At 64.6% G+C, this 22,164-nt stretch carries 20 protein-coding genes and 1 pseudogene; 13 read left to right on the top strand and 8 right to left on the bottom strand.

All coding sequences use genetic code 11. From position 1 onward, the window contains the following. Positions 1 to 324: 324 nt before the first annotated feature. Together VJS90_RS16070 and VJS90_RS16075 are read right to left on the bottom strand one after the other, a co-directional pair. Complete coding sequence (locus tag VJS90_RS16070; protein ID WP_324122636.1) at positions 325 to 1,818, bottom strand: CoA-acylating methylmalonate-semialdehyde dehydrogenase; 1,494 nt, start codon at positions 1,816 to 1,818, stop codon at positions 325 to 327. A gap of 67 nt (positions 1,819 to 1,885) precedes the next feature. After that, the gene (locus tag VJS90_RS16075) at positions 1,886 to 3,232 is read right to left on the bottom strand and encodes an aspartate aminotransferase family protein (protein WP_324122637.1); all 1,347 of its coding nucleotides are present in this window, start codon (positions 3,230 to 3,232) and stop codon (positions 1,886 to 1,888) included. Between the two features lie 118 nt (positions 3,233 to 3,350). Between VJS90_RS16075 and VJS90_RS16080 the strand changes: the two genes are divergently transcribed. The 5 genes from VJS90_RS16080 to VJS90_RS16100 all read left to right on the top strand — a co-directional run bounded on the left by VJS90_RS16080 (position 3,351) and on the right by VJS90_RS16100 (position 8,162). Next, a complete protein-coding gene (locus VJS90_RS16080; RefSeq protein ID WP_324122638.1) occupies positions 3,351 to 4,268 on the top strand; it encodes a LysR family transcriptional regulator in 918 nt (305 codons plus the stop codon). 69 nt (positions 4,269 to 4,337) lie between these two features. Beyond that, positions 4,338 to 5,000 (top strand): TetR/AcrR family transcriptional regulator, encoded by a 663-nt coding sequence (locus VJS90_RS16085; RefSeq protein WP_324122639.1) that lies wholly within the window; start codon positions 4,338 to 4,340, stop codon positions 4,998 to 5,000. Positions 5,001 to 5,009: 9 nt separating this feature from the next. Beyond that, on the top strand, positions 5,010 to 5,597 hold the full coding sequence (locus tag VJS90_RS16090; protein WP_324122640.1) for a YigZ family protein: 588 nt from the start codon (positions 5,010 to 5,012) through the stop codon (positions 5,595 to 5,597). 375 nt (positions 5,598 to 5,972) lie between these two features. After that, complete coding sequence (locus VJS90_RS16095) at positions 5,973 to 6,659, top strand: SDR family oxidoreductase (RefSeq protein ID WP_324123233.1); 687 nt, start codon at positions 5,973 to 5,975, stop codon at positions 6,657 to 6,659. Positions 6,660 to 6,806: 147 nt separating this feature from the next. Then, positions 6,807 to 8,162: an 8-oxoguanine deaminase gene (locus VJS90_RS16100; protein ID WP_324122641.1), complete on the top strand. Its 1,356-nt coding sequence runs from the start codon at positions 6,807 to 6,809 to the stop codon at positions 8,160 to 8,162. A 3-nt stretch (positions 8,163 to 8,165) separates the two neighbouring features. Here the strand turns inward: VJS90_RS16100 and VJS90_RS16105 are convergent, their stop codons facing one another. Next, the gene (locus tag VJS90_RS16105) at positions 8,166 to 9,251 is read right to left on the bottom strand and encodes a calcium:proton antiporter (protein ID WP_324122642.1); all 1,086 of its coding nucleotides are present in this window, start codon (positions 9,249 to 9,251) and stop codon (positions 8,166 to 8,168) included. Between the two features lie 128 nt (positions 9,252 to 9,379). Here VJS90_RS16105 and VJS90_RS16110 point away from each other — a divergent pair, with 128 nt between their 5' ends. Next, positions 9,380 to 10,330, top strand: coding sequence for an adenosine deaminase (locus VJS90_RS16110; protein ID WP_324122643.1), 951 nt, complete (start codon positions 9,380 to 9,382; stop codon positions 10,328 to 10,330). A 13-nt stretch (positions 10,331 to 10,343) separates the two neighbouring features. On the opposite strand, the gene VJS90_RS16115 is transcribed toward VJS90_RS16110, so the two are convergent. After that, entirely contained in the window at positions 10,344 to 11,069 is a 726-nt protein-coding gene (locus VJS90_RS16115; protein WP_324122644.1) for a helix-turn-helix transcriptional regulator, read from the bottom strand. Between the two features lie 611 nt (positions 11,070 to 11,680). Between VJS90_RS16115 and VJS90_RS16120 the strand changes: the two genes are divergently transcribed. Then, the gene (locus tag VJS90_RS16120) at positions 11,681 to 11,845 is read left to right on the top strand and encodes a hypothetical protein (RefSeq protein WP_324122645.1); all 165 of its coding nucleotides are present in this window, start codon (positions 11,681 to 11,683) and stop codon (positions 11,843 to 11,845) included. Here VJS90_RS16120 and VJS90_RS16125 read toward each other — a convergent pair. Next, on the bottom strand, positions 11,829 to 13,010 hold the full coding sequence (locus VJS90_RS16125; protein WP_324122646.1) for a multidrug effflux MFS transporter: 1,182 nt from the start codon (positions 13,008 to 13,010) through the stop codon (positions 11,829 to 11,831). The genes VJS90_RS16120 and VJS90_RS16125 overlap by 17 nt on opposite strands. Before the next feature lie 84 nt (positions 13,011 to 13,094). Further along, positions 13,095 to 13,292 carry a heavy-metal-associated domain-containing protein gene (locus VJS90_RS16130; protein WP_324122647.1) on the bottom strand — a complete coding sequence of 66 codons (198 nt, stop codon included), beginning with the start codon at positions 13,290 to 13,292 and terminating at the stop codon, positions 13,095 to 13,097. Between the two features lie 133 nt (positions 13,293 to 13,425). Between VJS90_RS16130 and VJS90_RS16135 the strand changes: the two genes are divergently transcribed. From VJS90_RS16135 to VJS90_RS21890, 5 genes and pseudogenes are all read left to right on the top strand, one after another. Beyond that, positions 13,426 to 13,812: a hypothetical protein gene (locus tag VJS90_RS16135; RefSeq protein ID WP_324122648.1), complete on the top strand. Its 387-nt coding sequence runs from the start codon at positions 13,426 to 13,428 to the stop codon at positions 13,810 to 13,812. A gap of 52 nt (positions 13,813 to 13,864) precedes the next feature. After that, positions 13,865 to 16,063, top strand: coding sequence for a heavy metal translocating P-type ATPase (locus tag VJS90_RS16140; RefSeq protein ID WP_324122649.1), 2,199 nt, complete (start codon positions 13,865 to 13,867; stop codon positions 16,061 to 16,063). Further along, entirely contained in the window at positions 16,060 to 16,467 is a 408-nt protein-coding gene (gene cueR / locus VJS90_RS16145; protein ID WP_324122650.1) for a Cu(I)-responsive transcriptional regulator, read from the top strand. Before VJS90_RS16140 ends, cueR begins: the two co-directional genes overlap by 4 nt. Positions 16,468 to 16,717: 250 nt before the next feature. Beyond that, positions 16,718 to 17,647 (top strand): annotated as a pseudogene (locus VJS90_RS21885) (cache domain-containing sensor histidine kinase); the annotation flags it as partial. 129 nt (positions 17,648 to 17,776) lie between these two features. After that, the gene (locus VJS90_RS21890; RefSeq protein WP_414704953.1) at positions 17,777 to 18,505 is read left to right on the top strand and encodes a methyl-accepting chemotaxis protein; all 729 of its coding nucleotides are present in this window, start codon (positions 17,777 to 17,779) and stop codon (positions 18,503 to 18,505) included. On the opposite strand, the gene VJS90_RS16155 is transcribed toward VJS90_RS21890, so the two are convergent. Both VJS90_RS16155 and VJS90_RS16160 read right to left on the bottom strand, forming a co-directional pair. Beyond that, positions 18,506 to 19,294: a helix-turn-helix transcriptional regulator gene (locus tag VJS90_RS16155; RefSeq protein WP_324122652.1), complete on the bottom strand. Its 789-nt coding sequence runs from the start codon at positions 19,292 to 19,294 to the stop codon at positions 18,506 to 18,508. A 123-nt stretch (positions 19,295 to 19,417) separates the two neighbouring features. Then, positions 19,418 to 20,695 carry an acetyl-CoA C-acetyltransferase gene (locus VJS90_RS16160; RefSeq protein WP_324122653.1) on the bottom strand — a complete coding sequence of 426 codons (1,278 nt, stop codon included), beginning with the start codon at positions 20,693 to 20,695 and terminating at the stop codon, positions 19,418 to 19,420. Between the two features lie 115 nt (positions 20,696 to 20,810). Here VJS90_RS16160 and VJS90_RS16165 point away from each other — a divergent pair, with 115 nt between their 5' ends. Further along, a complete protein-coding gene (locus VJS90_RS16165) occupies positions 20,811 to 22,163 on the top strand; it encodes a 3-oxoacyl-ACP reductase (protein ID WP_324122654.1) in 1,353 nt (450 codons plus the stop codon). Position 22,164 lies beyond the last annotated feature (1 nt).

A 22,164-nucleotide genomic window follows, 5' to 3' on the forward strand; every position in this document is an offset into this window, starting at 1 on the left:
TGAAGTTTTTAACCAGAAACCTGTTTAACTTCAAACACTTGACTCGCTGCGATCTCTCGTTAGCGGGAGGCGAATTCTACAGCGTTTCAACTCGCTGTCAACCACCTTTTTCACCGCTGCCGATCTTTCGACCGAAGCCCCGCCAGTGCTGCCTGAAACGTTTAACTCGTTGATTCTCAAGGAGTTTCGCGTTCCAACTACGCTGGAAGTGGGGCGCATTATAAGGGGATTCAAAACCCCGTCAACCCCTGATTTCAATAAAGTTCGATATTAGTCAAAAACAAGGCGGGGAGGCCTTTCGGCCTCCCCGCTCACCTGCACGTTCTACAGACTAGGGAACGCGAACTGCGAAGCCTCATGACTGGCACGCTGCGGCCACCGCTGGGTAATCGCCTTGCGGCGGGTATAGAAGCGCACGCCATCCGGACCGTAGGCATGCAGGTCGCCAAACAACGAGCGTTTCCAGCCGCCGAAGCTGTGGTAGGCCACGGGTACTGGCAGCGGCACGTTGACGCCGACCATGCCTACTTCGATCTCGTCGCAGAACAGACGTGCCGCTTCACCGTCACGGGTGAAGATGCAGGTTCCGTTGCCATACTCGTGGTCATTGATCAGCTGCATGGCTGCCTCGAGACTGTTCACCCGGACGATGCAAAGCACCGGACCAAAGATCTCTTCTTTATAGATGCGCATTTCAGGCGTGACCCGGTCGAACAGCGTGCCGCCAACGAAGTAGCCATCTTCATGACCGCTCACACGATAACCACGGCCATCGACCACCAATTGAGCGCCAGCAGCAACGCCATCGTCGATATACCCCACCACCTTGTCACGGGCAGCGGCGGTTACCAGTGGGCCCATGTCCAGGCCGCACGTGGTGCCCGCACCAATCTTCAGTGCCTTGATCTGCGGTTGCAGCTTGGCGATCAGTGCATCGGCAACCTGGTCGCCGACGCACACCGCCACCGAAATGGCCATGCAGCGCTCGCCACATGAACCGTAGGCCGCACCCATCAAGGCGCTCACGGCGTTGTCCAGGTCAGCATCAGGCATCAGTACTGCATGGTTCTTCGCGCCGCCCAACGCCTGCACACGCTTGCCACGCTTGGTGCCCTCGCTATAGATGTACTCGGCGATAGGCGTGGAACCGACGAAGCTCAAGGCTTTGACCTCTGGCGCCTGAATCAGGGCATCCACCGCTTCCTTGTCACCGTGCACCACGTTCAGCACGCCCTTGGGCAGGCCGGCTTCCTGCAGCAGTTGAGCAATATAGAGAGTGGAGCTTGGATCACGCTCGGACGGTTTGAGGATGAAGCAGTTGCCGCAGGCAATGGCCAGCGGGTACATCCACAGCGGCACCATCGCCGGGAAGTTGAACGGCGTGATGCCGGCTACCACGCCCAGCGGCTGGAAGTCGGACCAGGCATCGATGTTAGGGCCGACGTTGCGGCTGTATTCACCTTTGAGCACCTCAGGCGCGGCGCAGGCAAACTCCACGTTCTCGATACCACGCTTGAGTTCACCGGCCGCATCTTCCAGCGTCTTGCCGTGCTCCTCGCTGATCATCTGCGAGATCCGTGCCTCGTTCTGCTCCAGCAATTGCTTGAAGCGGAACATGACCTGGGCACGCTTGGCAGGCGGCGTGTTACGCCAGGCAGGGAAAGCAGACTTGGCGGAATCGATCGCCAGCTGCACGGTGGCGCGGCTGGCAAGCTCGACCTGGTGAATCGCCTGGCCAGTGGCAGGATTGAAGACATCGGCGGTGCGCTCGCCCTTGGAAACCAGCTCGCCGTGAATCAGGTGCTGAACAGTGCTCATGCAGAACTCCATATAAACAGGATCAGGCAGGCGCGTCCACGCACGCCTGCAGACGAAAACGGGAAAGTCAGTCGATCTGGTTCAGCGCCTCACCGACCGCATCGAACAGGCGATCAAGCTCTTGCGTCTGGGTGTTGAAGGTTGGCCCGAACTGCAGGGTGTCGCCGCCGTAGCGAACATAGAAGCCCGCTTGCCAGAGCTTCATCGCCGTCTCATACGGACGCACGATGGCGTCGCCGTCGCGCGGAGCGATCTGGATCGCGCCGGCCAGGCCGTAGTTGCGGATGTCGATGACGTTCTTGGTGCCTTTGATGCCATGCAGCACGTTTTCAAAATGGGGCGCGAGTTCAGCGGCCGACTGCACAAGATTTTCCTTCTGGAGCAGGTCCAGCGCAGCGATACCGGCGGCACAGGCGACCGGGTGCGCCGAGTAGGTGTAGCCGTGCGGGAACTCGACCGCGTACTCCGGCGTGGGCTGGTTCATGAAGGTCTGGTAGATCTCGGTGCTGGCGATGACCGCACCCATCGGGATGGCGCCGTTGGTCACCTGCTTGGCGATGCACATCAGGTCTGGCGTCACGCCGAAGGCTTCGGCACCGGTCATGGCACCCATGCGGCCGAAGCCTGTGATCACCTCGTCGAAGATCAGCAGGATATTGTGCTGGTCGCAGATCTCGCGCAGGCGTTTCAGGTAGCCCTTGGGCGGCGGCAGCACGCCGGCGGAACCCGCCAGCGGCTCGACGATCAGCGCCGCGATGTTCGACGCATCGTGCAGTTCGATCAGCTTGAGCATCTCATCGGCCAGGGCGATCCCGCCCTCCTCCGGCATGCCCTTGGTGAACGCATTGCCCGGCAGTACGGTATGAGGCAGATGGTCTACATCCAGCAACTGGCCGAACATCTTGCGGTTGCCATTGACGCCACCCAGGCTGGTACCCGCGATGTTCACACCGTGGTAGCCCCGGGCGCGGCCGATGAGTTTGGTCTTGGTGGCCTGGCCCTTCAGGCGCCAGTACGCGCGCACCATCTTCACCGCCGTATCGGCGCACTCGGAGCCAGAGTTGGTATAGAAGACGTGGTTGAGGTTGCCGGGCGTCAGCTCGGTGATCTTCTCGGCCAGCTGGAATGACAGCGGGTGTCCGAACTGGAAAGCCGGCGAGTAATCCAGCACGCCAAGCTGCCGGGACACTGCCTCCTGGATTTCCTTGCGGGTATGCCCGGCGCCGCAGGTCCACAGCCCGGACAGCGCATCGAAGATCCGCCGACCCTTGTCATCAACCAGGTAGCTGCCATCTGCCGCCACGATCAACCGTGGATCTCGATGGAAATTGCGGTTGGCGGTGTAGGGCATCCAGTGGGCGTCCAGCTTGAGCTGGCTGGCGATACCTGCGTGAGCGGGTTCGGGCATGTTCATCGGGCGGTTCCTCGCGAGACGATTAGGCAACGATGGGTGTTGTTGCACCTACATTGTCATGGGGATAAAGTTTGAAAAATCCTGCTTTTGTAATCTTCAGTCAGCTGCGGACTAAACTATGAGCCGTCGTCCCGATCCTCTCGCGCAGGTCAGCGATTTCGACATCCGTCTGTTGAAAATCTACCGCAGCGTTGTCGAGTGCGGTGGCTTCTCGGCGGCGGAGAACGTGCTGGGCATCGGCCGTTCGGCCATCAGCCAGCAGATGAGCGACCTTGAGCAGCGCATTGGCCTGCGTCTTTGCCAGCGTGGCCGTGCGGGTTTCTCGCTGACCGAGGAGGGCCGCGAGGTCTACCGCTCGGCCTTGCAGTTGCTCGGTGCCCTCGAGACGTTTCGAACCGAGGTCAACGGCCTGCATCAACACCTGCGCGGCGAGCTGAACATCGGCCTGACCGACAACCTGGTGACCCTGCCCCACATGCGCATCACCCATGCCTTGGCCCAGCTCAAGGACCGCGGCCCGGATGTGCGCATCCAGATCCGCATGATCGCACCGAGCGAGGTCGAGCAAGGCGTGCTCGATGGCAGCCTGCACGTTGGCGTGGTGCCGCAGGCCAGCCTGCTGTCGGGTCTCGAGTACCAGCCGCTGTACAGCGAGCGCTCGCTGCTCTACTGCGCGGTTGGCCATCCCCTGTTCTACGCCGATGACCAGCAGATCGACGACGACCGGCTCAATACCCAGGACGCCATCGCCCCGACCTTCCGCCTGCCGGCCGATATCCAGGCGCGCTACCAGGCCCTGCACTGCACCGCCAGCGCGTCGGACCGCGAGGGCATGGCGTTTCTCATCCTGACCGGCCGCTACATCGGCTACCTGCCCGACCACTACGCCAATTTCTGGGTCCAGCAAGGCCGGCTGCGCGCCCTCAAGCCCATGCAACGCTTCTACGACCTGGAACTGAGCTGGGTGACGCGAAAGGGCCGTCGGCCCAATCTGGTGCTGGAAAGTTTTCTGGAAAGCCTGGCTACCACGCGCTAAGGCTTGTCACATCGCCACAGGCAGGTAATCTGTCGGCACTCGTTGCCACCGACAGCCCGGAATCCGTCCATGACCCTTGAAGTCCCTGCGCATCGCATCCTTTCCTCGGGCAAGCCCGCCGGCCGTATTCGCCAGAAAAACGAACAGGCCATCATCCAGGCCGCCGAAGACGAGTTCGCCCGCCATGGTTTCAAGGGCACCAGCATGAACACCATCGCGCTGAAGGCCGGTCTGCCCAAGGCGAACCTTCACTATTACTTCACCAACAAGCTCGGCCTGTATATCGCGGTGCTCAGCAACATCATCGAGTTGTGGGACAGCACCTTCAACGCCCTGAGCGTGGAGGACGATCCGGCCCACGCGCTGAGCCAGTACATCCGCACCAAGATGGAATTCTCCCGGCGCAACCCGCAGGCATCGCGCATTTTCGCCATGGAAGTGATCAGCGGCGGACAATGCCTGAGCGAATACTTCAGCGCCGACTACCGCGACTGGTTCCGGGGCCGCGCCGCCGTGTTCGAGGCCTGGATGGACGCCGGCAAGATGGACCGGGTCGATCCCGTGCACCTGATCTTCCTGCTCTGGGGCAGTACCCAGCACTATGCCGACTTCGCCACACAGATCTGCCAGGTCACCGGTCGCAGCCGGCTGACCAAGCAGGACATGGAAGATGCCAGCCGCAATCTTGTCCACATCATTCTCAAGGGCTGCGGCCTGACCCCGCCTGCCTGAACCGGACCTATGCCTTCTACCCTGCTCGACCTGTGCGAATACCGCGAAGAAATCCGCAAGAGCCGCTTCATCACGCTGGCGGGCCCGATTGGCAGCGCCGCCGAGGCAATGGCCTTCATCGAGCGCCACAGCGATCTGGCGGCCACCCATAACTGCTGGGCCTGGAAACTGGGCGGCCAGTACCGCAGCAACGACGATGGTGAACCTGGTGGTACCGCTGGGCGACCCATCCTGGCCGCCATCGAGGCCCAAGGCTTTGATCAGGTCGTGGTACTGGTGATCCGTTGGTACGGGGGTATCCAGCTGGGCACGGGCGGGCTGGCGCGCGCCTATGGCGGGGGCGCCAACAAATGCTTGCAGCAGGCCCCGAGGCGCGAACTGGTCGAACGCAGTGAATTCACCTGCAGCTGCACCTTCAGTGAACTGGCCCTGCTCAAGCTGCGTCTGGCAGAACTCGACGGACTGGTGCTGGACGAACAGTTCACCGCCAACGGCGTCGACCTGTTGCTCGCAGTCGGCCGTGCGCACCTGGAAACGCTGCAGCAGCAACTGGCGGACCTAAGCCGCGGCCGCATTCGCCTGGAACCTTTTGAGTGATTGCCCACAACTACTGTGGGCCTGCCTGTGGATAAGCTTGGGGCATACCGTTGCAACCCTTTGACGGCGTGGCCTTCAGACCTCTGATCATATTTTGATCACAATTTGGCGCGCGCCTGGCAACCGACTGAAAACCGGCAAGTTATCCCCAGCCTAGAGGTGTCCAAGACGGTCGGCACCCACCTTTCCACAGGCTTGCGCTTGCACACAGTTCCTGTGGAGCACCCTGTGGATAACCCGTTAGCCATTGCGCCAGGCCCTGACAGCACTGGGCTCCGGGCGTTTTGTACGTTTTTTGACCAGCGTATTTCGCGGGAACTGCCTGCGCTGCCCTGCACTATGCTCAACACCCTTCCCACCTATTCAAGGAGCTCCCTGATGTCTTCCAAAACCGCCCTGATCATCGGTGCCTCGCGCGGACTGGGCCTTGGCCTGGTGCAACGCTTGCGCGAGGATGGCTGGCAGGTCACTGCCACCGTGCGCGACCAGCACAATCCCGGCAAGCTCGGCGACGAGACCGGCGTGCGCATCGAAACCCTCGACATGAACAATGGCACGCAGCTCGACGCCTTGCAGAAAAGCCTGCAAGGCGAGGTCTTCGACCTGGTTTTCGTCAATGCCGGTGTCATGGGGCCGCATCCGCAGGAGCCCGAGGTGGTCCAGCTGAAAGACGTCGGCGACCTGTTCATGACCAATGCAGTCGCGCCGATCCGCGTGGCCCAGCGTCTGGTGGGCCAGGTCCGCCCGGGTAGCGGCGTGCTGGCGTTCATGAGTTCGATCCTTGGCAGCGTGGCCATTCCCGATGGCGTCGAGGTGTGCCTGTACAAGGCCAGCAAGGCGGCGCTCAACTCGATGATCAACAGCTTCGTTGTGCAACTGCAGCGCCCCGACCTCTGCGTGCTGGCCATGCACCCCGGCTGGGTCAAGACCGACATGGGCGGCGAGAATGCCGAGATCGACGTGCTCACCAGCACCCGGGGCATGCTTGAACAGGTCAAGGCCCAGAGTGGCAAGGGCGGCCTGCGCTTCATCAACTACAAAGGCGAGGCACTTGTCTGGTGATTGAAAGCCGGAATTGAAAGGCGGTGAATTGAAAGCCGTCCGGCGAGGCAGTAGACTCGATGCCTCGCCCCCGCGGCGGACCTGGATCAGCAGACAGGGCAACACTGAGCTGGCTTACCTGAACCCATTTTCAGAGGAGCCGGCACCATGCCTGCGACCCGCATCTGGTTGAAACACCCCCTCGCCATCTTCACCGCCAACAGCCTTGACGCTCGTGGCGGGCTGGTCATCGAAGACGGTCGTATCAGCGAAGTCCTGGCCCAAGGCCAAAGCCCCGCCATGCCTGTCACGCAGGTAGTCGATGCCCGCGAGCACGTCGTCCTGCCCGGGCTGATCAATACGCACCACCACTTCTACCAGACCCTCACCCGCGCGTGGGCGCCGGTGGTCAACCAGCCATTGTTCCCTTGGCTCAAGACGCTGTACCCGGTCTGGGCACGCCTGACGCCCGCCAGACTTGAGCTGGCGAGCCGCGTGGCACTGGCCGAGCTGTTGCTGTCGGGCTGCACCACCGCGGCGGATCATCATTACCTCTTTCCAGAAGGCCTGGACCACGCCATCGACGTGCAAGTGGAAAGCGTGCGCGCCCTGGGTATGCGCGCCATGCTCACCCGTGGTTCGATGAGCCTGGGCGAGGCCGACGGTGGCCTGCCGCCGCAGCAAACCGTGCAGCAGGGCGAGGTGATCCTGGCCGACAGCCAGCGACTTGTCCACAGCTACCACGAACGCGGCGATGGCGCGCGTATCCAGATCGCCCTGGCGCCCTGCTCGCCGTTCTCGGTAACCCCACAGATCATGCGCGACAGCGCAGCGCTCGCCGAACAACTCGACGTGCGCCTGCACACCCACCTGGCCGAAACCCTCGATGAAGAAGCATTCTGCCTGCAGCGATTCGGCCTTCGCACCGTGGACTACCTCGACAGCGTCGGCTGGCTCGGGCCGCGCACCTGGCTGGCCCACGGCATCCATTTTGATGCTGATGAGATCAGCCGCCTTGGCGCTGCCGGCACGGGCATCTGTCATTGCCCGAGCTCGAACATGCGCCTGGCCTCCGGCATCTGCCCGACCCTGGACCTGGAAGCCGCGGGCGCGCCCGTGGGGCTGGGCGTCGACGGTTCGGCGTCCAACGATGCATCGAACATGATGCTCGAAGCCCGCCAGGCCCTGTACCTGCAGCGCCTGCGTTTCGGCGCCGAGCAGATCACTCCTCAACGGGTGCTGGGGTGGGCCACTCGTGGCTCGGCGCAGTTGCTCGGACGCGATGACATCGGCGAACTGGCGGTGGGCAAGCAGGCTGACCTGGCCCTGTTCAAGCTCGACGAGCTGCGCTTCTCCGGCAGTCACGACCCGCTATCGGCGCTGCTGCTGTGCGGCGCCGACCGCGCCGACCGCGTCATGGTCGCAGGCCGGTGGCGGGTCATCGATGGGCAGATCGAAGGGCTGGACATCAAAGGCCTGATCGCCGACCACCGTCAGGCCGCCGCGCAGTTGATCGCCGGCTGAGGCTCAAAGCCCCAGCAACGCCAGCATGATGAAGGTGGCGAACAGCACGAAATGGGTCATGCCCTCGATCGCGTTGGTTTCGCCATCGTTGAGGTTGATCGCGCTGACGACCAGCGTGATGGCGATCATCACGGTCTGTACCGGCGTCATCGCCATCTGGAAGGGCTGCCCGGTGTAGAGCGCCATGGCCTCCATCAGCGGCACGGTGAGAATGACCGTCGACAACGAGGCGCCCAAGGCGATGTTGACCACCGATTGCATCCGGTTGGCCAGCGCCGCGCGCAGGGCGGTGAGGATCTCTGGCGCGGCGGAAATCGCCGCGACCACGATGGCCATCAGCACCGGTGGCGCGCCGCTGCCTTCCAGGCCGAAGTCCAGCGCCTGCGACATGACTTCGGCCAGCAAGCCGATCACCACCACGCCAAGGACCAGGATCGCGATGGACCTGGTCTTGCTGTCCGCCGGCCCCGTCGAGGCGGGCGCACGGCGCTTCTTCTCCGGGTAGCTGTAGCTGAAGAAGTAGCTGTGCGGCCCGACCTGCATGCGCAGGAACAGCGCATAGAGCACCAGCATCGCGGCGATGGTGAAGCCTGAGTACAGCTTCCAGTCGCCCTCGGGGATGAACTCGGGCACGATCATCGACACGCCCATGGCGGTCATGATCATCACGCTGTAGGTTCGCGCCGAATCGTCGTTATAGGACTGCTCGCCGTGCTTGAGCCCGCCCATCAACGCGGCCAGGCCGAGGATGCCGTTGATATCAAGCATGACCGCCGAGTAGATGGTGTCGCGCACAAGGGTGGGCGACGCCTCGTTGCTCATCATGATCGCCAGGATGAGCACCTCCACCAGCACCGCCGACAGCGTCAGGATCATCGTGCCGTACGGATCCCCCACCCGTTCGGCCAATACTTCGGCGTGCTGCGCCACCCGCATCGAGGCGCAGACAATGGCCGCCACCAGCACCACGCCAGCGAGCAACGCCACCCCGTGGCCGTGCGCGACCAGTTGCGGTTCGAGTGGCCAGGCGAGCGCGGCGAGCACGATCGCCAGCAGCAGAAATCTTTCCTGTTTCAGTAGTTCGAGCATGGTGCGGTTCTCCAGATCCAGGATAGGGACTGCGCAGGCGGCGCCAGGGTTCCGGGCAGCCGGTGCCCGCTTTCCCGCCAACCTCTAGTAGAATGGCCGCAACCGTTCCTGATCGAGATTTCAACACCATGTACGATTGGCTAAATGCCCTTCCAAAGGCCGAGTTGCACCTGCACCTGGAGGGCTCCCTTGAACCCGAGCTGCTGTTCGCCCTGGCCGAACGCAACAAGATCGCCCTGCCCTGGGCTGACGTCGAGGCCCTGCGCGGCGCCTACGCCTTCAACAACCTGCAGGAATTTCTCGACCTCTACTACCAGGGCGCGGACGTCCTGCGCACCGAGCAGGACTTCTATGACCTGACCTGGGCCTACCTCCTGCGCTGCAAGGCACAGAACGTCATCCACACCGAGCCCTTCTTCGACCCGCAGACTCACACAGACCGCGGCATACCGTTCGAAGTCGTGCTCAACGGCATCAACCAGGCGCTCAAGGATGGTCGCGAGCAGCTGGGCATCGGCAGCGGCCTGATCCTGAGCTTCCTGCGTCACCTGAGCGAAGACGAAGCCCAGAAGACCCTCGACCAGGCGCTGCCCTTCCGCGATGCCTTTGTCGCCGTGGGCCTGGACAGTTCTGAAAAAGGCCATCCGCCAAGCAAGTTCAAGCGCGTGTTCGACCGCGCCCGCGGCGAAGGCTTCCTGACCGTTGCCCACGCCGGTGAAGAAGGGCCGCCCGAATACATCTGGGAAGCCCTCGACCTGCTCAAGATCCAGCGTATCGATCACGGCGTGCGCGCCATCGAGGACGAGCGCCTGATGCAGCGGATCATCGACGAGCAGATCCCGCTCACTGTCTGCCCGCTCTCCAACACCAAGCTCTGCGTGTTCGAGCACATGGGCCAGCACAACATCCTCGACATGCTCGAGCGTGGCGTGAAAGTGACCGTCAACTCGGACGATCCGGCGTACTTCGGCGGCTACGTCACAGAGAATTTCCATGCCCTGCACACCCACCTGGGCATGACCCAGGATCAGGCGCGCCGCCTGGCGCAGAACAGCCTGGACGCACGCCTGGTCAAGTAATTCCTGTGGGCGGCTAGAAGGCGGTAGCCACCAGCGCCGGCCGGGCAATGCGGTTGATGTGACCCAGCCCGGTGGCGCTGATCTGCAAGGCACGGGAGCTTTCCTGCTCGCGGATCCAGCCTGACTGCAGGAACAGCTTGAACAGGCCCTGTCCCAGGCTGCCTCCCAGGTGCGGTCGCCTATCGGTCCATTCGCTGCAACACTTGCAGATCACGCAATGGCTCTGTTGCCCTGGCGCCAGGGCATCGATGTAGAAACCTATGCAGGCCAACGCATCGCGTCCCACGAGGCTCACGACCGTGTGCCCGTCATTGCTTTCGAGCCAACCGGCCTCCAGCAATCGCTGGTACAGGTCGGCCGCCAGCTCGCCGCCCAGGTGATCGCCGCAACGCCGCGCCCGGCGCATCGACAAGGGGATGCTCAAGGGCGCCAGCCCCTCGCGCTCGCCCTTTGGATCGCGCGCCTCGACCTGCACGCTTGCCAGCGCTTCGACCGCGGCGCCGACCTCGGGAGTGGCGAGACGAAAGTAGCGCTTGCGGCCCCGCGCCTCGAGCCGCAGCAAGCCACCTGCCGACAATAGCGACAGGTGCGCGCAGGCCGAGGAGCACGTCACCCCGGTCATGACCGCGATCTCGTCGGCCCGCCGCGCCGATCCGTCGATCAGCGCCCAGAGCATGGCGCAGCGTTTGGGGTCGGCCATCAGGCTTGCGATCTGACTGATACTGGTGACAGCTTTCATATCTCTACTCCCTGCGAGATCACGTCTGGAATCGATTGGCTGAGCATGCGGGCAACACGTGTCGCGAAGCGCCATCGCCCGTCCCCGCAACCGGACCGGGCATGACGCCAGGCAGGTGCCGCGGCCAAACGCACCACAGAAACTGCCTGCGCTGTCCCTTGGCATGGAAACATCTCTCGCTGGCACTGGCCGCCGGTCGCAGTATAAGCCGCGTCGCGGCTGCCACTGGAGGCAGGAATACGGAGGGTCGGCGACCCTCGATGGGGTCGAGGTCGACGCGCTGAGCGCTAGCGCTTGCCCGCCTGATGAGCACGATGCCCCTGCATTACGGAGGGAAATAGACGCTTGGGCAAACCGTGCGCAGGCGGCGGCGTAGGACGTTGCCGACGAAGAGCCAGAAAAAGGAAGGCAAGAAAAAGCGACGATTCCTCGGGGCTACCGGCCTTTCCCCCCTGTGAGCGGCAAAAACACAGCGCACCGTCGATGACAATCCGCAGAGAAAGGCTTTGGCAGGCCGGCATGACCGTCAGTCAGGAGTCGGGCCGCGGTCATGCCGCCGGGAAGTGGCGGCGCTACAATGATTAGCGCTCGCTAACTGGAGGCAAGCCGCGATGAAGATAGTCGTCAGTGCGTCGAACCGTAATCCCAAGTGCCCCTGGCAAGTCCAGCTCGATCAGCACGTGGTGGGTTTCCGTAGCGAGGCCGAGGCGCGCAGTTTCGCGGCCACGTTGCAGAACCGGCTGCAGGCCCCTCACGCCCTCAGGCAGGCCGGCTGAGCTGCAGCCGCCGGGTCAGCACCGCCACCGCCACCACCAGCGCGCCACACAAGCTGATGACCTGTGTCATCGGCACCGCGCTGCCATCGTGCAATACCCCTACCAGTGCCGCCGCGCCCGCGGCGACGCTGAACTGCAGGCAACCCAGCAGCGCTGATGCGCTGCCTGCCCGCGCGCCCTGCCCACTCATGGCGCAGGCCGAGGCATTCGGAATGATGCAGCCCAGGCTTGCGATGCACACGAACAGCGGTACCAGCAGCGGCCATAGCTGGGCCGGACGCATCGACGCCACGGCCATCAGCGCCAGGGCAGCCGCGAGGTACAGCCACACCGCGCGCACCAGCAGCCATGCCGGCCCGCGCCTGGCCAGCAGGCGCGCATTGATCTGCGCCACCAGAATGAAGCCCGCGGCGTTCGCGCCGAACAGCCAGCCGTAATGCTCGGCCGGCACGCCGTAGAGCTTGATGAAGACGAAAGGCGAGCCGGCGATGTAGGCGAACATCCCGGCCATGGCGATACCGCCGGTCAGCGCATGGCCCAGGAACACCCGGTCCCCCAGCAGCCGTGCGTACGAGCGCAAGGCGCCGGACAGAGGCTGGCGCGGTTGATGGGCCGGCAGGCTCTCCGGCAGGCCCAGCCCCACCGCCACCAGGCACAGCGCGCTGAACAGGCACAGGGTGAGGAAGATCGACTGCCAGCCGCCAACATTGACCAGCACGCCGCCAAGCATGGGGGCGAGGATCGGCGCCAGGCCCATCACCAGCATCAGCTGCGAGAACACCTTGGCCGAGCCCACCGCGTCGCACTTGTCGCTGACGATCGCCCGCGACAGCACCATGCCCGCGCAGCCGCCCAAGGCCTGGACAAAGCGCGCGACAATCAGTGCATCCAGGCTAGGCGCGAAGGCGCAGGCCAGCGACGCCAGGGTAAACAGGCTGACGCCGAACAACAGCGGCAGGCGTCGCCCGAAGCGGTCGGCGACTGGTCCATACGCCAGCTGGCCGATGGACAGGCCGAGGAAGTAGGCGGCCAGGGTGGTCTGGACGTGTTTTTCGTCGGTGACGAACGCCTGCGCCATGGCCGGGAAGGCGGGCAGGTAGAAGTCGATCGCCAACGGCCCGAACGCACTCAGGGCGCCGAGAATCAGGAGCATTCGCAGGTTCATGAAGAATCCATAGCAGGCTAAGCAAGCAGCCTAGTTTACCCGTCCATGGATTCTTGCGGAAAACCTTTGCAACATTTACATGAGTCAGAGCGACTGCGCTTCGTAACCTTCCTCCCGGATCGCCGCCAGTACCTGCTCCGCATCCAGCCCGCTCTCCACGCTGACCTGCTTGCCCGCCAGGTCCACCTTGACCTGGGCGTGGGGATCCAGTGCCTGCACTGCCTGGGTCACCGCTCTGGAACAATGACCGCAGGTCATGCCTTGTACATTGAATACGTGCATCGAGACGTTCTCCTGGTGGTTTTTCCCAAGTTTCAACCTTGCCACCACGGCAAGGTCAAGCATGGAGGCTGGAAATCCATCCCCGTGTCAGCCAAGCTGCGCTTTTGACGATTCTGGCAAGCAGGAGATTCTCATGGTCAGGGCAGGATTGGGCCTTCTCGGATTGCTGGGCGCGCTGACGGTGATACCGCCGGCCAGCGCCGAGGGCAATTCGGATTACAGCGTGCTGATCATCTCGCGCGAGCGCCTCGAAGTAGCCACCAGTTGCGAGATCGGGGTCTACCTCAACGATCAGCTCTCCGGCCGGCTGTTCCAGGAGCAGTCGACCTCGTTCAATCTGCCACCTGGCCCGGTGGACGTACGCCTGCGCCTGTTGCCAGGCCAGGCGCCGGGCTGCAGCCCTGGCATCGAGAACCAGCGCAACACCCGGCTCACGCTGCAGGCAGGCAAGATCAACAAGTACCGCATCACCATGGACCATACGGGCCTGACGCTGAGACAGACCCCGCTGGGCTATTGACCTTGCCAGCGTGGCAAGGTTGATGCTGGAGGCCTGTCCAAGGAGGTAAGCCATGCCCGCATCCACCCATTTCGAACTGCTGATCGGCGGCATGACCTGCGCCAGCTGCGCAGGCCGCGTCGAACGCGCGCTTGGCAAGTTGCCGGGGGTGCAGCAGGTCAGCGTCAACCTGGCCAACGAACGCGCGCACATCCAGACGTCAGGCAACATCGACGACAGCGTTCTGCTGCAGGCGGTGGAGCGCGCCGGCTACAGCGCCAGCCTGCCCGAGACGGTTGTCGACGAGCCCGACGCGGCCCGTCGCCGTCTGCGTCACGAGCGCCTGGCTGTGCTTGCAGCCGTGCTGCTGGCCTTGCCGCTGGTGCTGCCAATGCTCCTGCAACCGCTGGGTGTTCACTGGATGCTGCCCGCCTGGGCGCAGTTCGTGCTCGCAACGCCGGTCCAGTTCGTCCTCGGCGCGCGCTTTTATGCCGCCGCCTACAAGGCCGTGCGCGCAGGCGCTGGCAACATGGACTTGCTGGTGGCTCTGGGGACCAGCGCCGGCTACGGGCTGAGCCTCTACCAATGGGGCATCGCCGATGCGGGCAGCATGCCTCACCTGTATTTCGAAGCCTCGGCCGTGGTGATCGCCCTCGTCCTGCTGGGCAAGTACCTCGAAAGCCGGGCCAAGCGCCAGACCGCCAGTGCCATCCGCGCGCTCGAGGCGCTGCGTCCTGAACGCGCCTTGAGGGTGATCGACGGTCGCGAGGAAGATGTGCCGATCAGTCGGCTGCGCCTTAGCGACCAGGTGCTGGTCAAGCCGGGCGAGCGTTTTCCGGTCGATGGCCAAGTGCTCGAAGGCAGCAGCCATGCCGATGAAGCGCTGATCACCGGCGAGAGCCTGCCGGTGCCCAAACAGCCCGGAGACAAAGTGACCGGAGGCGCGATCAACGGTGAAGGCCGCCTGCTGGTGCAGACCCTGGCGCTGGGCACCGAGACCGTGCTCGCGCGCATCATCCGCCTGGTGGAGGATGCCCAGGCCGCCAAGGCGCCAATCCAGAAGCTGGTCGACCGGGTCAGCCAGGTCTTCGTCCCGGCCGTGCTGGTGCTGGCCCTGCTGACCCTGCTGGGCTGGTGGCTGGCTGGTGCTCCCATTGAAGCCGCGCTGATCAATGCCGTCGCCGTGCTGGTCATCGCCTGTCCCTGCGCCCTCGGCCTCGCCACGCCCACGGCGATCATGGCCGGTACCGGCGTCGCCGCGCGCCACGGTATCCTGATCAAGGACGCCGAAGCACTGGAACGCGCCCACGCCGTCAACCGGGTGGTCTTCGACAAGACCGGTACCCTCACCTCCGGCAGCCCGCGCATTGTCCACAGCCAGGCCGTGGCTGGCGACACCATGCAACTGCTGCGACTGGCCGGCGCCTTGCAGCGCGGCAGCGAACACCCACTGGCCAGGGCCGTGCTGGACGCCTGTGGCGACCAGGGACTGGACATACCCCCGGTCAGCGCCAGCCAGTCGCTGACGGGCCGAGGCATCGCCGGACACGTGGATGAGCGGGACCTGGCGCTGGGCAATCACCGCCTGCTGGCGCAAAGCGGCCTGCAGGCGGGTGAACTTGCGGCGCAGGCTCAGTCCTGGGAAGCCGAAGGGCGCACCCTCTCCTGGCTGATCGAGCGCGCACCGCAAGCACGGGTGCTGGGCCTGCTTGCCTTTGGCGACAGCCTCAAGCCAGGCGCCCGCCAGGCTATCGATGCACTGCACGCCCAGGGCATCAGCAGCCACCTGCTGACCGGTGACAACCGCGGCAGCGCCAGGGTGGTCGCCGAGGCGCTGGGCATCGATGACGTGCATGCCGAGGTGTTGCCGGCCGACAAGGCCGCTGCGGTCGGGGCTCTCAGGGCGTCCGGCGTGGTGGCGATGGTGGGTGATGGCATCAACGACGCCCCGGCCCTGGCCGCCGCCGACATCGGTATCGCCATGGGCGGCGGCACGGACGTGGCCATCCAGGCCGCTGGCATCACCCTGATGCGCGGTGACCCGCGGCTGGTGCCGGCCGCCCTGGAGATCAGCCGCAAGACCTACGCGAAAATCCGTCAGAACCTGTTCTGGGCCTTCATTTATAACCTCATCGGCATTCCGCTGGCCGCCCTGGGTTACCTCAACCCGGTGCTGGCCGGCGCCGCCATGGCGCTGTCGAGTGTCAGCGTGGTAAGCAATGCCCTGTGGCTCAAGACCTGGAAACCCACGCAACAGCAGGAGGCCCCATGAACATCGGCCAGGCCGCCCGGCACAGCGGGCTCAGCGCCAAGATGATCCGCTACTACGAATCCATCGGCCTGCTGCGCCCGGCCACGCGCAGCGGCAGCGGCTACCGCCTGTACCAGCCCGAAGACCTGCACAGCCTGGCCTTCATCAAGCGCTCGCGCGACCTGGGATTCTCCCTGGAAGAGGTCGCGCGCCTGCTTACCCTGTGGCACGACCGCCAGCGCGCCAGCGCCGACGTCAAGGCCTTGGCCACCCAGCACATCGGCGAGCTGAACCGGCGGATCGAGGAGCTGGTGAGCCTGCGTGACACGTTGAGCGAGCTGGTGGCGCACTGCCAGGGTGACGAGCGCCCGGATTGCCCGATCCTCAAGGACCTGGCCAATGGGAGGGGTTGTTGCAGCGAGTAAATTAAATATCCCGGCTGTCCTACAAAAACGCCCGCCCCGGCCGATGCCCTATCAACCTGCCTCAATGCGACAAAAACAAATTCCGGGAGCGTGGATGAACATCAAGCAAAAACTGACTTGGGCCTTTGCCGTCATTGCCGGCCTGCCCATCGTCCTGGTCGCCACCCTGGTGGTCCTCAACCTGCGCGGCGAAGCGCGTGATGATTTTCTGGACAACAGCAGCCGGGAAATTCGCCAGGTGGCCAATGCCATGAACCTGTTCTTCGAGGCCATCGACCAGAACGTCGACTTCCTCGCGGCGCAGCCATTGATCGCCTCTACTGGCGGCAACCTCAACAAGTACCTGGGTGCCGATGCGTCCAGCGAGCTTGGCGAGCAGGACAAGCAGGTCCTCGACTTCTTTACCCGGCTGGCGGAGACCCACCCGGGTTACGCCTACCTCTCCTACGGCATGCTCGACGGTGGCTACGTCACCTGGCCAGCCGGGCAGAAGTTTTCCAACTACGACCCACGGCAACGCCCCTGGTACCAGTTGGCGATGGCCAACCCGGGCAAGACCGTGCGCACCGGCGCCTACTACTGGGCCGCCGACGACACCGTGCTGGTCAGTACCGTGCGCAGCGTCCCCAACCAGCTGGGCAGCCCCGGCGGGGTGGTCAACATCGACGTGTCGCTCAATGGCCTGACCGAGATTGTCAGGAAGATCAAGCTGGGCGAGCGCGGCTACCTGCTGCTGGTTGAAAAGAACGGCAACGTGATGGTCGATCCTCGCGACGCCAACCACAACTTCAAGCAGCTCTCGAGCTTCGGCCAGGGCTACGACGAATTGGCCAAGGCCGGCAAAGGCCTGGTCGAGATCGAGCTCGACGGAAAACGCTACATGGCCAACGTCTACCCGGACGAAGGCCTCGGCTGGACCTTCATCGGCCTGATCGAGGAGGAGGAGGTGATGCAGAGCACCACGCGCCTGACCTGGCTGGTAGGCATCATCGCCCTGGTCCTTGCCGCCCTGTTCGCCGTCGTCGGCGCGGCCTTCGCCAAGCTGATCGTGCGCCCGATCAACAGCGTGACCAGCGGCCTGGAAGGCATTGCCCAGGGCGAAGGTGACCTGACCCGCAACCTAGACGTGCGGGGCCGGGACGAAACCGCCCAGCTGGCCAGCTGGTTCAACCAGTTCCTGGGCGCCATCCGCAGCCTTATCCAGAGCATCGGCCAGGCGGCCAGCCAGATTCTCAGCACCTCGGCCAGTTCGACCCGCGTTTCCGGCGACATGGCCGAAGCTGCAGGGCGCCAGCGCGAGGCCGTCGACATGGTGTCCACCGCCTTCCATGAAATGGTCGCCACCGCCAACGAAGTCGCGCGCTCGTGCAGCCAGGCCGCCGATTCCGCTGACAATGGCCAGCAGCAGGCCCGCGAGGGCCAGCGGCAGATCGACGCCGCCGTGCAGAGCGTCGACCGCCTGAGCCAGGAGATTGAGCAGTCGGCCCAGTCGATCCAGCAACTGGAGCGCGACAGCAATGCCATCCAGTCGATCCTGGGCACCATTCGCTCGATCGCCGAGCAGACCAACCTGCTCGCGCTCAACGCCGCCATCGAAGCCGCCCGCGCCGGCGAGCAGGGACGAGGTTTTGCCGTGGTTGCCGACGAAGTCCGGGCACTGGCCAAGCGCACGGCCGACTCCACCGCCGAGATCGACGGCCTGCTCGGCAATCTTGCCTCACGTACCTCCGAAGTCGCCGGCCAGATGCATGCAAGCCTTGAGGTGTCGCAACAATCGGTAAGCCGCATTGGTCTTGCCCGTGACAGTTTCGGGCAGATCCGCGAGTCGGTGGATGTGATTCGCGACATGAACACCCAGATCGCCACGGCCGCCGAGGAGCAGCACCAGGTCGCCGAAGACATCAACCGCCACATCAGCCAGATACACGGCGATGCCCAGTTGGTGGCCGAGCTTGCCAGCGCTGCCCGCCAGGATTCGCAGAGCCTCGCGGGACTGTCGAACGAACTGGACAGCCTGGTGCGGCGCTTCCGGACCTGACTAGAGCCGCAGCTCGCCGGGGGTGAAGCCGAAGAGCTGCCTGAAGGCGGCGATATACGCCGAGGTGGAGTCGTAGCCACAGCCCAGCGCCGCCTCGGTCACGCTCTCCCCCGCCTCCAGCAGCGCCAGCGATGACAGCAGGCGCATGCGCTGGCGCCAGCTGCGAAAGCTCAGGCCCGTTTCGCGCTGGAACAGGCGCATCAGGGTCTTTTCCGAGCGGCCCAGCTGCTGGGCCCATTGCTGGAGGGTCTGCGCCTCGTCGGGCGCAGCGATCAGGCGATTGCACAACTGCAGCAGGCCAGGGTGACGGGGCAGCGGCAGCGAGAACCCGACCTCAGGCAGCGCCTGCAACTGGTCCAGCAACACGCTGACCAGGCGCCCCTCCGGGCTCTGATCTTCCGGGTAGTCCGAGGGGAACAGGCAGAACTGCTTGATCAGCTCGCGCGCCAGTGGCGTCACCTCCAGCACCCGGCAATGGTCCGGCGCCCACGGGCAGGCGTCGCGGCGCACGTACAGGCTGCGCATCTCGGCCTGCATCGAGGTCACCACGTCATGCTCCACCCCCGCCGGAATCCATACGCCCCACTGCGGCGGCGCAAAGTAGCTGCCATCGCTGGTGTAGACCCCGAGGACGCCGCTGATAGCGTACGAAAACTGCACCCAGTCATGGCAGTGACGCGTGGTCCATGACCCGGCGCCCAGGCTCTCGGCGCGCGCGTAGAGCGGCCGGGGCAGGCTGCTCAGGGCGGGGATGGGGCGTGGCGGGGAAAGTTGTCCGGTGGGCGGCATGGCGTGGCCTTGTAGTGCTGACTGGCCAAAGGTTAGCGCCGTTTACCCTCACAGACCATGATTGCCCTGCTGCCTGCACAGCAGGTCCTCGAAGCAGACCACGCAATCCCCAGGCGCCACGGTCTACCGCTCCACGATCATCGTCACCCCCTGCCCCCCCGCCGCGCACATCGAGATCAGACCGCGCCCCTTGCCAGCCTTGTCCAGCAACTTGGCCAGGTTGGCAACGATCCGCCCGCCCGTCGCGGCAAACGGGTGCCCCGCGGCCAGCGAGCTGCCCTTGACGTTGAGCTTGCTGCGGTCGATCGCGCCCAACGGCTCGTCCAGACCCAGGTGGGTACGGCAGAAATCGGGATCCTCCCAGGCCTTGAGGGTGCAGAGCACCTGGGCGGCGAAGGCTTCATGGATCTCGTAGTAATCGAAGTCCTGCAGGCTCAGGCCATTGCGCGCCAGCAGGCGCGGCACGGCGTAGACCGGAGCCATCAGCAGCCCCTCCTGGCCTTTGACGAAATCCACCGCGGCCGTCTCGCCATCGACTACGTAGGCCAGCACCGGCAGCTCACGCTCACGGGCCCACTCCTCGGTGCCCAGCAGCACGAGCGACGCGCCATCGGTCAGCGGTGTCGAATTGCCAGGGGTCAGCGTGGCTTTTTCGCCACGCTGGAACGCCGGTTTGAGCTTGGCCAGCTTGTCCAGAGTCAGGTCGGGCCGCAGGGTGTTGTCGCGGTTTAGCCCCAGGTAGGGCGTAAGCAGGTCGTCATGCCAGCCTTCGGCGTAGGACGCCGCCAGATTCTGGTGGCTGAGCAGGGCCAGCTCGTCCTGCTCGGCGCGGGGGATCTGCCAGGCCTGCGCCATGAATTCGCAATGCTCGCCCATCGACAGGCCCGTGCGCGCCTCGGCGACCCGGGGCAGCTCGGGCTTGAGGTGTCCAGGACGCAGCTTGATGAACGGCTTGAGGCGATCGCCCGTGGACTTGCCGCGATTGGCTTCCAGCAACAGGCGCCGCAGGCCTTCGTTGACCGCGATCGGCGCGTCGGATGTGGTGTCGACACCGCCTGCGACCGCACTGTCGATCTGCCCAAGGGCGATCTTGTTGGCCGCCAGCAACGTTGCCTCAAGTCCCGTGCCGCAGGCTTGCTGGATGTCATAGGCAGGGGTCTGCGGGGAAAGCCGTGATCCGAGCACGCATTCGCGGGCCAGGCTCATGTCGCGCGTGTGCTTGAGCACCGCGCCCGCCACCACCTCGCCAAGGCGCACGCCATGCAGGCCATAGCGCTCGATCAGACCCTCAAGGGCCGCCGTGAGCATTGCCTGGTTGCTGGCAGTGGCGTAGGCGCCGTTGGAACGAGCAAAGGGTATTCGGTTGCCGCCTATGATCGCGACACGGCGCGTTGGACGCATGTGATGTCCTCCTGCTATCAATGATTCGTACAGCCTAGGTGTTTTTTTCGCATCCGAACGACCGTTATGCAAAGTTGGTCCACACTTGCATGCTTGCTATCAGGGAGAACCGTATATGAGCGATCGTTATCTCGGCTTTGCCAACTCCAACCTCGGTCGACGCGTGGTCGATGCAGTCGGCCTGCCCCGCCCAGCGCACCTGGAGCGCTGGCAAGCCGGCCGTCTGTGCCCGGTGGAGGGGGCCCTGTTACTGGGCGGCGGTCCGCTGGCCAACAAAGTCGAAGGTTTCGCCCAACGCCTGACCAGCGAGCCCTACGGCTTCGCCGGCCAAGGCCTGCAATCGCCGCCCTGGGTGGCCGGTCTGGGCCCCAAGGTGAAGGCCGTGGTGTTCGATGCCAGCCACCTCTCCGACACCGATGAGCTTTCGCAGTTGCGCGAATTTTTCCAGCCATTGCTGCGCAGCCTGGCGCCCAGTGCCCACGTCGTGATTCTCGGCCGGGCACCCGAACAGCAGGACGATCCGCTGGCCAGCGTCGCCCAGCGGGCGCTCGAAGGCTTCAGCCGCTCGCTGGGCAAGGAGCTGCGCAATGGCGCCACCGTGCAACTGCTGTACGTAAGCCCTGAAGCCGAAGACCAGCTCGAGGGCGCACTGCGCTTTTTCCTCTCGCCCAAAAGCGCGTTCATCTCGGGCCAGGTGCTGCGACTGCAAGCCTGCGCCGGCCAGGTACAGGACTGGACCCGCCCACTGGCCGGGCGCCGGGCGCTGGTCACCGGCGCCGCCCGCGGCATCGGCGCCTCCATCGCCGAGACCCTGGCGCGTGACGGTGCCGAGGTGGTGTTGCTCGATGTGCCCCAGGCCAGATCGGATCTCGATGCCCTGGCCTCGCGCCTTGGCGGGCGCAGCCTGGCGCTGGACATCTGCGCCGCCGATGCCCCGGAGCAGCTGCTCGCGGCCTTGCCCGAGGGCATCGACATCGTGGTGCACAACGCTGGTATCACCCGCGACAAGACCTTAGCCAACATGACCCCCGAGTACTGGGACGCGGTCATGGCGGTCAACCTCAAGGCCCCGCAGCGTCTGACCCAGGCGCTGTACGACGGCAACCTGCTGCACGACGGCGCGCGCATCGTTTTACTGTCCTCGGTCAGCGGCATCGCGGGCAACCGTGGCCAGGCCAACTACGCCGCGAGCAAGTCCGGCCTGATCGGCTTCGCCCAGGCGTGGGCGCCGAAGCTGGCCAAGCGCGGCGCCAGCATCAATGCCGTGGCGCCAGGGTTCATCGAGACGCACATGACCCACGCCATGCCAGTGTCCCTGCGCGAGGCTGGCCGGCGCCTGAGCTCGCTAGGCCAGGGCGGCCTGCCCCAGGACGTGGCAGAGGCCGTGGCCTGGCTCGGGCAACCGGGCTCCGGGGCGGTCAACGGGCAGGTGCTGCGGATCTGCGGCCAGGCGGTGATGGGGGCGTGAA

This window comes from Pseudomonas sp. (assembly GCF_035277045.1).
In the GTDB taxonomy this organism is placed as follows: Bacteria; Pseudomonadota; Gammaproteobacteria; order Pseudomonadales; family Pseudomonadaceae; genus Aquipseudomonas.

What these genes read in the sequence shown, in the direction of transcription:
- VJS90_RS16135 (WP_324122648.1), top strand. Translation starts at nt 13,426, where the DNA reads ATGGTCAGGGCAGGATTGGGCCTTCTCGGATTGCTGGGCGCGCTGACG.
- VJS90_RS21890 (WP_414704953.1), top strand. Translation starts at nt 17,777, where the DNA reads ATGGTGTCCACCGCCTTCCATGAAATGGTCGCCACCGCCAACGAAGTC.
- VJS90_RS16075 (WP_324122637.1), bottom strand. Translation starts at nt 3,232, where the DNA reads ATGAACATGCCCGAACCCGCTCACGCAGGTATCGCCAGCCAGCTCAAG.
- VJS90_RS16090 (WP_324122640.1), top strand. Translation starts at nt 5,010, where the DNA reads ATGCCTTCTACCCTGCTCGACCTGTGCGAATACCGCGAAGAAATCCGC.
- VJS90_RS16130 (WP_324122647.1), bottom strand. Translation starts at nt 13,292, where the DNA reads ATGCACGTATTCAATGTACAAGGCATGACCTGCGGTCATTGTTCCAGA.
- VJS90_RS16115 (WP_324122644.1), bottom strand. Translation starts at nt 11,069, where the DNA reads ATGAAAGCTGTCACCAGTATCAGTCAGATCGCAAGCCTGATGGCCGAC.
- VJS90_RS16160 (WP_324122653.1), bottom strand. Translation starts at nt 20,695, where the DNA reads ATGCGTCCAACGCGCCGTGTCGCGATCATAGGCGGCAACCGAATACCC.
- VJS90_RS16165 (WP_324122654.1), top strand. Translation starts at nt 20,811, where the DNA reads ATGAGCGATCGTTATCTCGGCTTTGCCAACTCCAACCTCGGTCGACGC.
- VJS90_RS16110 (WP_324122643.1), top strand. Translation starts at nt 9,380, where the DNA reads ATGTACGATTGGCTAAATGCCCTTCCAAAGGCCGAGTTGCACCTGCAC.
- VJS90_RS16100 (WP_324122641.1), top strand. Translation starts at nt 6,807, where the DNA reads ATGCCTGCGACCCGCATCTGGTTGAAACACCCCCTCGCCATCTTCACC.
- VJS90_RS16125 (WP_324122646.1), bottom strand. Translation starts at nt 13,010, where the DNA reads ATGAACCTGCGAATGCTCCTGATTCTCGGCGCCCTGAGTGCGTTCGGG.
- VJS90_RS16140 (WP_324122649.1), top strand. Translation starts at nt 13,865, where the DNA reads ATGCCCGCATCCACCCATTTCGAACTGCTGATCGGCGGCATGACCTGC.
- cueR (WP_324122650.1), top strand. Translation starts at nt 16,060, where the DNA reads ATGAACATCGGCCAGGCCGCCCGGCACAGCGGGCTCAGCGCCAAGATG.
- VJS90_RS16080 (WP_324122638.1), top strand. Translation starts at nt 3,351, where the DNA reads ATGAGCCGTCGTCCCGATCCTCTCGCGCAGGTCAGCGATTTCGACATC.
- VJS90_RS16085 (WP_324122639.1), top strand. Translation starts at nt 4,338, where the DNA reads ATGACCCTTGAAGTCCCTGCGCATCGCATCCTTTCCTCGGGCAAGCCC.
- VJS90_RS16155 (WP_324122652.1), bottom strand. Translation starts at nt 19,294, where the DNA reads ATGCCGCCCACCGGACAACTTTCCCCGCCACGCCCCATCCCCGCCCTG.
- VJS90_RS16105 (WP_324122642.1), bottom strand. Translation starts at nt 9,251, where the DNA reads ATGCTCGAACTACTGAAACAGGAAAGATTTCTGCTGCTGGCGATCGTG.
- VJS90_RS16120 (WP_324122645.1), top strand. Translation starts at nt 11,681, where the DNA reads ATGAAGATAGTCGTCAGTGCGTCGAACCGTAATCCCAAGTGCCCCTGG.
- VJS90_RS16070 (WP_324122636.1), bottom strand. Translation starts at nt 1,818, where the DNA reads ATGAGCACTGTTCAGCACCTGATTCACGGCGAGCTGGTTTCCAAGGGC.